This window comes from Neobacillus niacini NBRC 15566, from assembly GCF_001591505.1.
Taxonomy (GTDB): Bacteria; Bacillota; Bacilli; order Bacillales; family Cytobacillaceae; genus Neobacillus; species Neobacillus niacini.
Genome location: NZ_BCVA01000037.1, coordinates 26,226 through 38,692, shown reverse-complemented (window position 1 = coordinate 38,692; position 12,467 = coordinate 26,226). Strand labels below are relative to the sequence as shown.

General features: G+C 39.6%; 9 protein-coding genes and 1 riboswitch. Of the genes, 7 read left to right on the top strand and 2 right to left on the bottom strand.

Annotation, left to right across the window (positions count from 1 at the left end; all coding sequences use genetic code 11):
- The first annotated feature begins 12 nt into the window (after positions 1 to 12).
- The 6 genes from BANA01_RS21500 to BANA01_RS21475 all read left to right on the top strand — a co-directional run bounded on the left by BANA01_RS21500 (position 13) and on the right by BANA01_RS21475 (position 7,843).
- Complete coding sequence (locus tag BANA01_RS21500; protein WP_063254685.1) at positions 13 to 1,068, top strand: DUF3048 domain-containing protein; 1,056 nt, start codon at positions 13 to 15, stop codon at positions 1,066 to 1,068.
- A gap of 17 nt (positions 1,069 to 1,085) precedes the next feature.
- Entirely contained in the window at positions 1,086 to 1,397 is a 312-nt protein-coding gene (locus tag BANA01_RS21495; protein WP_063254684.1) for a YerC/YecD family TrpR-related protein, read from the top strand.
- Between the two features lie 134 nt (positions 1,398 to 1,531).
- Positions 1,532 to 2,215, top strand: coding sequence for a heptaprenylglyceryl phosphate synthase (gene pcrB / locus BANA01_RS21490; protein ID WP_063254683.1), 684 nt, complete (start codon positions 1,532 to 1,534; stop codon positions 2,213 to 2,215).
- Positions 2,216 to 2,279: 64 nt separating this feature from the next.
- The gene (gene pcrA / locus BANA01_RS21485) at positions 2,280 to 4,577 is read left to right on the top strand and encodes a DNA helicase PcrA (RefSeq protein WP_063254682.1); all 2,298 of its coding nucleotides are present in this window, start codon (positions 2,280 to 2,282) and stop codon (positions 4,575 to 4,577) included.
- 83 nt (positions 4,578 to 4,660) lie between these two features.
- Complete coding sequence (gene ligA, locus BANA01_RS21480; protein WP_063254681.1) at positions 4,661 to 6,664, top strand: NAD-dependent DNA ligase LigA; 2,004 nt, start codon at positions 4,661 to 4,663, stop codon at positions 6,662 to 6,664.
- A gap of 12 nt (positions 6,665 to 6,676) precedes the next feature.
- On the top strand, positions 6,677 to 7,843 hold the full coding sequence (locus BANA01_RS21475) for a CamS family sex pheromone protein (protein ID WP_063254680.1): 1,167 nt from the start codon (positions 6,677 to 6,679) through the stop codon (positions 7,841 to 7,843).
- A gap of 122 nt (positions 7,844 to 7,965) precedes the next feature.
- On the opposite strand, the gene thiC is transcribed toward BANA01_RS21475, so the two are convergent.
- Positions 7,966 to 9,750, bottom strand: coding sequence for a phosphomethylpyrimidine synthase ThiC (gene thiC, locus BANA01_RS21470; RefSeq protein WP_063254679.1), 1,785 nt, complete (start codon positions 9,748 to 9,750; stop codon positions 7,966 to 7,968).
- A gap of 141 nt (positions 9,751 to 9,891) precedes the next feature.
- A riboswitch (TPP riboswitch) is annotated at positions 9,892 to 10,006 on the bottom strand.
- 174 nt (positions 10,007 to 10,180) lie between these two features.
- Between thiC and pruA the strand changes: the two genes are divergently transcribed.
- Positions 10,181 to 11,728 carry an L-glutamate gamma-semialdehyde dehydrogenase gene (gene pruA, locus BANA01_RS21465; RefSeq protein WP_063254678.1) on the top strand — a complete coding sequence of 516 codons (1,548 nt, stop codon included), beginning with the start codon at positions 10,181 to 10,183 and terminating at the stop codon, positions 11,726 to 11,728.
- 178 nt (positions 11,729 to 11,906) lie between these two features.
- Here pruA and BANA01_RS29225 read toward each other — a convergent pair whose 3' ends face one another.
- Complete coding sequence (locus tag BANA01_RS29225) at positions 11,907 to 12,047, bottom strand: YrzI family small protein (protein ID WP_082799625.1); 141 nt, start codon at positions 12,045 to 12,047, stop codon at positions 11,907 to 11,909.
- Positions 12,048 to 12,467: the final 420 nt, after the last annotated feature.

Below are 12,467 nucleotides of genomic sequence, written 5' to 3'. Positions count from 1 at the left end.
GAGTGTTAAAGTATGAAGAATTGGGCTGTTGCCATAACAGCGGTTCTTTTACTCCTCACCGGCTGCAACGATAAAGAGAAGGCTAGCGACCCAAAGGAGCCGGTTAAAGAAGTAGAAGAAGTGATACAGGAAGAGGTAGAAAATGAACTCCCATATGTCTTCCCATTAACTGGGGTGGGTTCGGAAGCGAAGACAGATGGAAGAGCAGTTGCCGTCATAATTAATAATCATCCAAAAGCTAGGCCTCAATCTGGCTTAAATAAAGCGGATATTGTATATGAAATTCTAGCAGAAGGAGATGTGACCCGTTTCCTTGCTGTTTTCCAAAGCGAAAAACCAGATAATATGGGTCCAGTGCGAAGTGCAAGGGACTATTACATTGACCTGGCAAAGGGTCTGGATGCGCTTTTTATCGCCCATGGCTATAGTGAAGAGGCAAGAGAATTGCTCGAACGTGAATTTGTTGATAATTTAAATGGTATGGTCTATGATGGTACCCTGTTTAAAAGGGCAAGCTTCCGTGATGCCCCTCATAATTCCTATATTACGTATGAAAATGTTTTAAAAGGAGCCAAGGAAAAGAAATACTCAATGAATCAGTCCCCGCCGGATTTTCATTTTTTATCAGAGAAAGATAGTCAATCCATAACGGGAGACGAAGCAAATACAGTAATGATTTCTTACTCTGCTAGTGGAATTTTCAATTCCATCTACGAGTATGATGAGTCAGTCGGAAAATACAAGCGATATTCTAATGGGGATCAAACCATAGATTATGAAACGAAAGAACCCATTCTGTTAGATAATTTGTTTATCATTGAGACTAAACATCAAGTCATTGATGAGGCTGCTCATAAGGAAATTGATTTAGTTTCTGGGGGATCTGGTTACTTGCTGCAAAAAGGTAAGGTCATGGAAGTAGAATGGAAAAATGATAACGGCTTAATTGTTCCAATAAGGGATGGAGAAGTGGTACCGTTTGTTCAAGGGAAGACGTGGGTGAACGTGGTTCCGACCAATCCTGGACTTCAATCAAGCGTTTCATTTAATGTAAATAATCTTAACTAATTAAAGGGGTAAAATATATGCAAATTAATAAGTTACGTGGAAAAGAGCTTGATCAGTTATTCCAAGCTGTTCTTTCACTGAAGGACCTTGAAGAATGCTATCGCTTCTTTGACGATTTATGTACAATAAATGAAATCCAATCATTAGCACAGCGTTTAGATGTAGCAAGAATGCTGCGTGAAGGAAATACCTATCATAAAATCGAGACCGAAACAGGTGCAAGCACAGCAACGATTTCTCGTGTAAAGCGCTGTTTGAATTTCGGCAATGACACGTATGAAATGGTATTAGAGCGGGTCAAAACAGAAAATGCAAGCGAAGAGAAGTAAGCCAAACCGAAGAGACCACTCTTCGGTTTTTTATATGGGTACATTTTCTATTAAGTAATTTAGTGTTTTCTTTTTTTATCGAATGAGCTAATGCTATAATGGTGTAATGTAAGATTGAATGGGAGGATCTTGGGATGTACGATTTTCGCGAGTGGCGCCATGTGTTTAAACTCGATCCAAATAAAGAGATAAGTGATGAACAGTTAGAAAGAATATGCGAATCTGGAACAGATGCGGTAATGGTTGGAGGAACAGACGGGGTAACCCTGGAAAAAGTCCTTGATTTAATGGCGCGAATTCGCCGCTACACCGTTCCTTGTGTCCTCGAAGTTTCAAGTATTGAAATAGTTACCCCTGGATTTGACCTTTATTTTATTCCGACAATTTTAAATAGTAATGATACAAAGTGGATAACTGGTCTGCACCATCAGGCTGTAAAAGAGTTTGGTGAAATTATGGATTGGGAAGAAATTGTCATGGAAGGCTACTGCATTCTGAATGAGGAATGCAAAGCGGCAAAATTGACTTCTGCCAATACAAATGTTTCACAAGAAGAAGTAACGGCATATGCGATGATGGCAGAGAAAATGTTTCATTTACCAATCTTTTATCTGGAATATAGCGGCACGTATGGAGATGTAGAAGTGGTATCTGCAGTTAAAAAGACTTTAGAGGAAACGGTCCTGTTTTATGGCGGGGGAATCTCAACGCTTGAACAAGCAGTTGAAATGGCTGAACATGCGGATGTCATTGTGGTTGGAAATGCTATTTATAATGATTTCGACCAAGCCTTAGCAACAGTAAAAAGCGTACGTTGAAATTTGCTTAATTAATCATATAGAGTTAAAATAAGAACAAATGTTTGGTATGGTGGTGAAGGAATTGCAATATTTATCAGAAAAACTTTTAAATGGTTTGAATCCAGAACAACAAAATGCAGTGAAAGCAACGGACGGTCCGCTTTTACTTATGGCCGGCGCGGGTAGTGGTAAAACGAGAGTACTAACACATCGTATTGCTTATTTAATTGTTGAAAAACGTGTAAATCCTTATAATATTCTAGCGATTACCTTTACAAATAAAGCTGCGCGAGAAATGAGAGAGCGTATCGGAAAAATGATGGGTGGAGCAGCAGAAGAAATATGGATTTCCACTTTCCACTCCATGTGTGTAAGAATTCTCCGAAGAGACATCGACAGAATGGGCTTTAATCGCAACTTTACAATCTTAGATACAGGTGATCAACAATCGGTGGTTAAAGGAATCCTTAAAGATAAGAACCTAGATCCGAAAAAATACGACCCACGTGCGATTTTAGGTGCAATCAGCTCAGCCAAAAATGAATTAATTGACCCGGAAGAGTATGCAAAAACCGCTGGAGGCTATTTCGAACAAACAGTCAGCGATGTCTATACAGAATATCAAAAACGACTGCGAAAAAATCAAGCACTCGACTTTGATGACTTGATCATGATGACGATTCAACTGTTTCAACGTGTACCTGAGGTACTTGAATATTATCAACGGAAATTTCAATACATTCATGTAGACGAGTATCAGGATACAAACAGAGCGCAGTATATGCTAGTTAAATTTTTAGCAAACCGCTTTAAAAACCTATGCGTAGTCGGGGATTCCGACCAGTCGATTTATCGCTGGCGCGGAGCGGATATTGCGAATATCCTTTCCTTTGAAAAGGACTATCCCGCTGCAAAGGTCATTTTACTGGAGCAAAACTACCGCTCAACAAAGAGGATTCTCTTAGCAGCAAATAAGGTAATTGAAAATAATGTAACCCGAAAGGCAAAGAATCTTTGGACGGAAAACCCTGAGGGAAACAAGCTTGTTTACTATCGTGCAGATAGCGAGCAGGGAGAAGCTCAATTCGTTGCTGGTAAAATTAAAGAATTAACACGCGAAGGCAAGTATACGCTCTCCGATGTCGCGATTCTTTATAGGACGAACGCTCAGTCCCGTGTAATGGAAGAAGTACTGTTAAAATCAAATATTGAATACAGCATCGTCGGCGGAACAAAGTTCTATGACAGAAAAGAAATTAAGGACATGCTTGCCTATTTGAGGCTCATTTCGAATCCCGATGATGACATTAGTTTACAGCGTGTTATTAATGTGCCAAAACGTGGAATTGGATCGAGTTCAGTAGATAAAATGGCCAACTTTGCTGCCATGCATGATATCTCTATTTTTCAAGCACTTGATTCCGTTGAGTTACTTGGACTAAGTCCAAAAATCACCAAGGGTGCTAGAGAATTTAGGGATTTAATCAAAAACTATACACAAATGCAAGAGTTTTTATCGGTTACGGAACTGGTTGAGGATATTTTAGATAAATCTGGTTATCGTGAAATGCTTAAGGCAGAGAAATCAATTGAAGCCCAGAGCAGACTCGAGAACTTAGACGAATTATTATCTGTGACCAAGAACTTTGAAGAAGTGAATGAAGATAAGAGCTTAGTTGCGTTCTTAACAGATTTAGCACTAGTTGCTGATATTGATTCATTAGATGAAGACGGTGAAAAAACAGACGCGATTACGCTTATGACTTTGCACTCTGCAAAAGGATTAGAATTTCCGGTAGTCTTTTTAATTGGATTGGAAGAAGGGGTATTCCCGCACAGCCGGTCATTAATGGAAGAAGCTGAGATGGAAGAAGAGCGCCGCTTGGCTTACGTAGGTATTACGCGGGCGGAGCAGACTCTATTCCTGACAAATGCCCAGATGAGAACGTTATTCGGGCGTACAAGCATGAACCCTGCATCCCGATTTATTAGTGAAATTCCGGAAGATCTTTTAGAAGGCGTGGAAAAAGAGGAACGTAGAAGTACTTCGTTTGGATCCAGAGGAGGGAATTCTTTTGGAAGAAGCACTTCTGGTACAACAGGAGCCTCTTTTGGACGAAGCGCATCTGGTACAACCAGTACTTCGTTTGGTACACCAGTAACGAGAAAACCAGTTATGAGACCAATAGCCTCTTCAACTGGCGGGGATACTGTCGGCTGGAAAGTCGGCGATAAAGCAGAACACGGTAAATGGGGCATAGGCACGGTGGTAAGTGTAAAAGGTCAAGGCGAAGGTACAGAACTTGATATTGCTTTCCCAAGTCCTACTGGAATCAAGCGTCTTCTGGCTAAGTTCGCTCCCATTACAAAAAAAGTATAATCACAATAGCGTAAGATAAAAAAATGAATTGCCCCTGTTACGGGGCTATTCTCGTATCATTTTACAATGAAAGGGCTGGATATATGGACCTTCAAACAGCTGAGTTGAGAATCAATGATCTAAGAAGCCTGTTAAATCAATATGGCTACGAATATTATTTGCTTGATATGCCTACAGTACCTGACGCAGAATACGATCGTTTAATGCAGGAACTCTTAGACTTAGAGACAGCATTTCCAGAACTAATAACATCAGATTCACCATCTGTGCGTGTTGGCGGTAAAGTACTGGACGTATTTGAAAAAGTAGAGCATCGAACACCCATGTTAAGCTTAGGAAATGCCTTTAACGAACAGGACCTAAAAGATTTTGACCGCCGTGTTCGTCAGGCAGTTGGTGATAATGTCTCCTATGTCTGTGAATTAAAGATTGATGGTCTTGCAGTTTCTTTACGCTATGAAAATGGCCTGTTTATCCAAGGTGCAACAAGAGGAGACGGAACGATTGGAGAAGATATTACGGCAAACTTAAAGACAATCAAATCCATCCCGCTCCGATTGCGTGAAAATGCAACATTAGAAGTCCGCGGTGAAGCTTATATGCCGAAGAAATCCTTTGAAGCATTAAATAAAGCCAAGGAAGAACGAGGGGAAGAATTAGCTGCAAATCCACGAAATGCGGCAGCTGGATCATTAAGACAGCTTGATCCAAAAATTGCTGCATCAAGGAATCTTGATGTCTTCCTATATGGAATCGGCGGCGGTGCGATAAATGCAGCGTCCCATAGTGAAGGGTTAGATTACCTAGATCAACTTGGCTTTAAAACAAATAAAGAGCGCCGAAAGTGCCCTACAATTAACGAAGTAATCGAGTATGTAAATAGCTGGGGTGATAAGCGCCCGCATTTGCCATATGAAATAGATGGAATTGTGATTAAGGTAGATTCCTATGAGCACCAGAGCAAGCTTGGAACAACTGCGAAAAGTCCGCGTTGGGCAATTGCCTTTAAATTTCCAGCTGAAGAAGTCGTTACAACACTTTTAGATATTGAATTAAGCGTTGGAAGAACAGGTGTTGTTACTCCAACAGCGATTCTAATACCTGTGAAGGTAGCTGGTACCACTGTTCAGCGTGCCTCCTTGCATAATGAAGACTTAATAAGAGAAAAAGATATTAAAATAGGCGATCAAGTTGTGGTTAAAAAAGCAGGGGATATCATTCCTGAAGTGGTCAATGTGCTTGCAGAACAACGAACTGGAAATGAACGCGACTTCCAAATGCCAACGCATTGTCCTGAATGCGAAAGCGAACTTGTCCGGCTTGAAGGAGAAGTGGCGTTACGCTGCATTAATCCCAAATGCCCTGCGCAAATCCGTGAAGGATTGATTCACTTTGTATCACGAGATGCAATGAATATTGAAGGCCTTGGTGAAAAAGTAATCAGCCAGCTTTTCGCTGAGAAATTAATCAGTGATGTTGCGGATATTTATAAGCTTACACATGATCAGCTTATAGCTCTTGAACGAATGGGCGAGAAATCCGTTACTAATCTTTTAAAAGCAATAGAGGCTTCTAAAGGAAACTCGCTAGAAAAATTATTATTTGGCCTTGGGATTCGACATGTGGGTGCAAAAGCAGCAAAAACACTTGCTCAAAGCTTTGATACTATGGAAAAACTCGCTCATGCCAAAAAGGATGACTTATTGGCAATCAATGAAATTGGTGATAAAATGGCAGATTCTATTGTTGCTTTTTTTGATCAGGAAGAGGCAGAGGAACTGTTGAGGGAACTCGCTTCTGTTGGAGTCAATATGGAATATAAAGGTGCCAAACCGGTTTCTGCTGAAGAATCCAACAGTATCTTTGCTGGGAAGACAGTGGTTTTAACAGGGAAGCTTGAGCAGCTTTCAAGAAATGAAGCCAAGGAAAAGATTGAAGCTCTTGGAGGGAATGTATCAGGAAGTGTCAGCAAGAAAACGCATCTTGTTATTGCTGGTGAAGATGCTGGTTCCAAACTTGCCAAGGCCGAGGAGCTGGGAATTGAAGTGTGGGACGAGGAGAAGCTCTTGATAGAATTAAATAAATAAGAGGTGTATGACGTGAGAAAACTCTCATTGCTCGCTCTTTCCCTTCTCTTACTGCTTAGTGGATGTGCACCAAACTTCCAAAAGCAGGACAACGTTGTCAAAACAAAAGAAGAGGCGGAAGAGAAAGCAATTATTCCGAAATATAATATTTCCGACAACTATTATCGGACGATTTTACCGTTCGAGCCTGGGGAAGCACGTGGTTTGATCGTTGGAAATATTAATACTAGATATGACATTAATGAATTTGAGACCGGATTGATGAGGATTGCCCAGAATCAATTTGACCCTAAAACCTATTTGTTCCGTGAAGGCCAGGAGCTAAAGCGTAATACCGTAAGACTTTGGTTAAATCGTAAATTTACAGAAGCACAATTGAAGGAAGAGGGTTTAAAAGCAGATGAAAATATCGGCTTAAATCCGCTAATGGAAGACGGAGCTGATTTTAAAGAAGGGAATAGCAATAGTCCTATCTATTTAGCCCATATCTTAGAACATGATTACCTAATCAAAGGGGAAAACGATACCGTAAAATTAGGTGGTGTTGTAATCGGATTGGCATTAAATTCCGTCCACTATTACCGCACAGCAGTGGGTGAACCTTATTTTGAGAGGAAAATTGAATTTGCTGAAATGGAACGGGAAGGGAAAAAAATTGCCGAGGAGGTCATTAAGCGTCTAAGGGCTATGAAAAACTTAAAGGATGTTCCGATTACCATTGCACTGTTTGAGCAGCAGAGCCGATCGTCTGTTGTGCCTGGCACCTTTTTTACGTATACAAATGTCGAAAAAGGAAGCTCAACGATTAATTCGTGGGAGCCTGTTGCGGAAAAGTATTTCCTCTTTCCTTCTACTGAGGCACAAGAGGCACATCGTGATGATGTAACGGCATTTTTAAACTTTAAGCAGGATGTTGAGGAATATTTTCCAAACTTTAATGGTGTTATTGGACGTGCCTTTTATATTGGAGATCAATTTACTGACTTAGATATTTCGATTCCCATTCAGTTCTACGGAAAGTCAGAAGCCATTGGGTTTACTCAATATGTAACAGGGCTTGTCTTAGAACATTTTCCAAATTATATATCGGTTTCGGTAAGTGTTACATCTGTCGATGGACCAGAGGCAATAATCGTCCGCAAGGCAAATGAAGCAGAACCGTTTGTGCATATTTATTAACCTGGTGAAAATTAGCAAGACCTAAATTTAAAAAACTTTATTAAATAAAGGACAATACATCTTTTATATGACTAACATGTATTGTCCTTTTGTTTATTTATTTCTACAGCACTCCAAGAATTTTATTGATAAATATTACCCCCAGATTGTTTAAACTCTGTAGCTTTTTCCTTCATACCCTTTTCGATAGCTTCATTCGTATCAAGCTTGTTTTCTTTGGCGTAATTACGAATATCTTGAGAAATTCTCATGCTGCAAAACTTTGGTCCACACATTGAACAGAAATGTGCCGTTTTGGAACCTTCTGCAGGTAACGTCTCATCATGATATTCTAAAGCTCGTTCAGGGTCCAACGATAAATTAAACTGATCTCTCCAACGGAATTCGAAACGAGCTTTTGATAAGGCATCATCTCTTTTGTGTGCACCTGGATGTCCTTTTGCTAAATCAGCAGCATGTGCAGCTATTTTATAAGTTATAACACCTTCACGTACATCATCTCGGTTTGGTAAACCTAAATGTTCTTTTGGTGTTACATAACAAAGCATAGCCGTACCAAACCAGCCAATCATGGCTGCACCAATCGCGGATGTAATATGATCATAGCCAGGAGCTATGTCAGTTGTAAGTGGGCCTAGAGTATAGAAAGGGGCTTCCTTACAAATCTCCAGTTGTTTGTCCATGTTTTCTTTTATAAGGTGCATAGGTACGTGTCCTGGACCTTCAACCATTACCTGTACATCATGCCCCCAAGCAATTTTTGTTAATTCTCCAAGAGTTTCTAATTCCGCAAATTGTGCTTCATCATTGGCATCCGCAATTGAACCAGGACGTAGACCATCTCCTAAAGAGAATGAAACATCATAAGTTTTCATAATCTCACAGATTTCTTCAAAGTGAGTATATAAAAAGTTTTCTTTGTGATGGTGAAGACACCATTGCGCCATAATAGATCCACCTCGAGATACAATACCTGTTAAACGCTTTGCTGTTAACGGAACATATCGCAAAAGAACACCAGCATGAATGGTGAAGTAATCCACGCCTTGCTCGGCTTGTTCAATTAAGGTATCACGATAAACCTCCCATGTTAGATCTTCGGCAATACCATTTACTTTTTCAAGTGCTTGGTAGATAGGAACGGTTCCTACAGGAACAGCCGAATTGCGAATAATCCATTCCCTTGTTGTATGAATGTTTTTACCTGTTGATAGGTCCATAATATTATCAGCACCCCACCGTGTGGCCCATGTCATTTTTTCGACCTCTTCTTCGATGGATGATGAAACAGCAGAATTCCCAATATTTGCGTTGATTTTAACATGGAAGTTCCGTCCTATAATCATAGGCTCTGCCTCTGGATGATTGATATTGGAAGGAATAATTGCTCGCCCTCTTGCAACCTCTTCACGCACAAATTCAGGTTTCATATTTTCCCTTATTGCGATAAATTCCATTTCAGGAGTGATAATACCCTTCCTTGCATAATGAAGCTGTGTGACATTTCTCCCTTTTTTTGCACGTAAGGGTTTACGCTTTAAACCAGGAAAAACGTTATGATTAGCACGAGGATCTTTCTCATCCTTATATCCATTGTCTTCAGCCTTAATTTCTCTTCCTTCATATTCCTCAACATCTCCGCGTTCATGGATCCATGAGCTTCGAAGAGAAGGAAGACCTTTTGTAATATCTACTGAATAATCAGCATCCGTATAAGGCCCACTTGTATCATAGACCCGAACTGGCGGATTTTCTTCTTCACCAAAGGTGCCTGTTGTCGGACTAAGTTCAATTTCCCGCATAGGTACCTGGATATTGGGTCTTGAGCCTTCAACATAAACCTTTTTACTACCTGAAAAGCTAGACATGATGGAAATGCGTTTTTCGTTTAATGAATTTGTTGACATAGAGTAAATCTCTCCCTGTTTTTAAAATTAAAGGTCGAGATCTAGAACAAAACGAGTGGATGAAAAGTAATGAAGTACAAAAAAAAAGCCGAGTCCAAAAAGGATGGACCGGCTTTTTATGTAGAAGTTTATTCAATACATGATGACTTTTTCTAACTTCCCCACGCTAGTATGATCTAGATCAGGTCCAAAGGGTCAAGAAACTTCAACGTGTTTCTCTCTCAGCCCACCTTATTGGACTCCCCTAGTTATTTCTATTCAATTTGGTTTTAGTATACATAAATTATAAGAAAAGTTAAAGAAATATTAAAAAATAGTAAAAAAGTTATATACCCTTCTATGCCTCAATGGTATCCGTTGATACGTGTAAAAGAAACATGTTAGAATGAACGAGGATGTAATGTTTTTAATACATAGGAGGTTTTAAGACATGGTACAACCTTATAAGCATGAACCATTCACAGACTTTTCAATTGAAGAAAACCGCCAGGCATATCTTAACGGAATTAAGACAGTTGAGAGCTATTTAGGCAAAGATTACCCACTTGTAATTGGCGGTGAAAGAATTACAACAGAAGATAAAATTGTTTCTTATAATCCTTCAAATAAAGAAGAAGTAATTGGTACGGTTTCAAAGGCTAGCAGAGATCTTGCAGAACAAGCAATGCAGGCTGCTGTGGAAGCGTTTAAATCTTGGAAAAAAGTGAAAGCAGAAGTACGTGCGGATGTTTTATTTAAAGCAGCGACCATTATTCGCCGCCGTAAGCATGAGTTCTCCGCTCTTTTAACAAAGGAAGCAGGTAAACCATGGAAGGAAGCGGACGCAGATACTGCAGAGGCAATTGACTTTCTTGAATATTATGGCCGTCAAATGCTGGCACTAAAAGATGGTGTTCCCGTTAATAGCCGTCCAAATGAATTTAACCGTTATAACTATATTCCACTAGGTGTTGGAATCATTATCTCACCTTGGAATTTCCCATTAGCGATTATGGCTGGTACAACAGTAGCAGCGATTGTTACAGGTAATACGGTTCTATTAAAACCAGCTTCAACAACTCCAATTGTTGCAGCAAAATTCGTAGAAGTAATGGAAGAAGCAGGTCTGCCTAAAGGCGTACTAAACTTCGTACCAGGAAGCGGTGCCGAGGTGGGTGACTACTTAGTAGACCATAAGGATACTCGCTTCATCAGCTTTACAGGTTCACGCGATGTTGGACTTCGTATATTCGAACGATCTTCTAAAGTAAATCCAGGTCAAGTTTGGATGAAGCGTCTCATTGCGGAAATGGGCGGAAAAGATACGATCGTGGTAGATTCAGAAGCAGATCTTGAACTGGCTGCACAATCAATCGTTGCAGGAGCTTTTGGTTTCTCTGGTCAAAAATGTTCAGCATGTTCACGAGCGGTAATCGTTGAGGATGTTTATGATACGGTATTGAGCCGTGTGGTTGAATTAACCAACCAATTAACGGTAGGAGATCCAACAGAGCAAGGAACGTTTATGGGGCCAGTAAACGACAACAATGCGTTCAAGAAAATCATGGAATATGTTGAAATTGGAAAGCAAGAAGGTAAGGTAATGACTGGCGGAGAAGGAGATAATTCCAAAGGGTATTTCATTCAACCGACTGTTATTGCTGACCTTGCTCCAGATGCACGAATAATGCAGGAAGAAATCTTTGGGCCTGTTGTTGGTTTCACTAAGGCTAAGGATTTCACGGAAGCAATCGAAATTGCCAACAACACTGAGTATGGCTTAACAGGTGCGGTTATCACAACGAATCGTGAACACCTAGAGCAGGCTCGTGAGGACTTCCATGTAGGTAACTTGTATTTCAACCGTTCATGTACGGGAGCCATTGTTGGATATCAGCCATTCGGTGGTTTCAACATGTCTGGAACGGATTCCAAAGCAGGCGGTCCTGACTACCTGTTGCTGCATATGCAAGCTAAGACTACATCTGAAATGTATTAATATCTATATTTCAAGCCCAATTCATATGAATTGGGCTTTTTTAATAGTGATAAATTTCATGGATTATTCACTATTTACGGATGCTATCGAATCAATCCATTTAACTTGTCGGACGCATTAGGTAACGTCCGACAACAAAGTTTATAGTTTATAAAAATGTGCTGCAATAGCAAGAGCGTTAGATATAATCATACATAGACATTCGCTGAACTTTATTATTCTCATACATTTTTTCAACGACTTCTTGATGGATAGCTTCTTCAATACTTATTTCTCGTTTTTTGACCATAATGGTTAAGAACAAAATATTCACAGTCATTAAAATCCCTCCTCTAAATGACCATTTATTAATTATAATTTTTCCTTAAACTTTTATAGGTAAAGTATATAAAGTGTGTGAACGAAAGAAATCGTGACTATGGAGTATTGTTTATTACTGCTTTAGTCTGATATATTTCTCCAAGCTTTGACGTATATAAACTAAGAATAGTCAGAGTCATTTACAATTCCCCTTTCTAAATATCTCTTCAATCTATAAACGTTTTGAATTAGGATCAAAGATACGGGGCAATAAATTAAATTCTTTTAAACAATGGTGAATGATCGTTGCACAAGTGTACAAATTAAATCGTCATGAACAATTTACATTATTGTCATGAAAAAATTATAGTATATGTGGAAGCTATGTAAAATAATGTATAAATGTCCAAAACTCACTGAAAAAAGTCCAAAATCATTT

Excerpts from the sequence above, each read along its gene's own strand:
- BANA01_RS21500 (WP_063254685.1), top strand. The coding sequence starts at position 13 with ATGAAGAATTGGGCTGTTGCCATAACAGCGGTTCTTTTACTCCTCACC.
- BANA01_RS21495 (WP_063254684.1), top strand. The coding sequence starts at position 1,086 with ATGCAAATTAATAAGTTACGTGGAAAAGAGCTTGATCAGTTATTCCAA.
- pcrB (WP_063254683.1), top strand. The coding sequence starts at position 1,532 with ATGTACGATTTTCGCGAGTGGCGCCATGTGTTTAAACTCGATCCAAAT.
- ligA (WP_063254681.1), top strand. The coding sequence starts at position 4,661 with ATGGACCTTCAAACAGCTGAGTTGAGAATCAATGATCTAAGAAGCCTG.
- thiC (WP_063254679.1), bottom strand. The coding sequence starts at position 9,750 with ATGTCAACAAATTCATTAAACGAAAAACGCATTTCCATCATGTCTAGC.
- pruA (WP_063254678.1), top strand. The coding sequence starts at position 10,181 with ATGGTACAACCTTATAAGCATGAACCATTCACAGACTTTTCAATTGAA.
- BANA01_RS29225 (WP_082799625.1), bottom strand. The coding sequence starts at position 12,047 with ATGACTGTGAATATTTTGTTCTTAACCATTATGGTCAAAAAACGAGAA.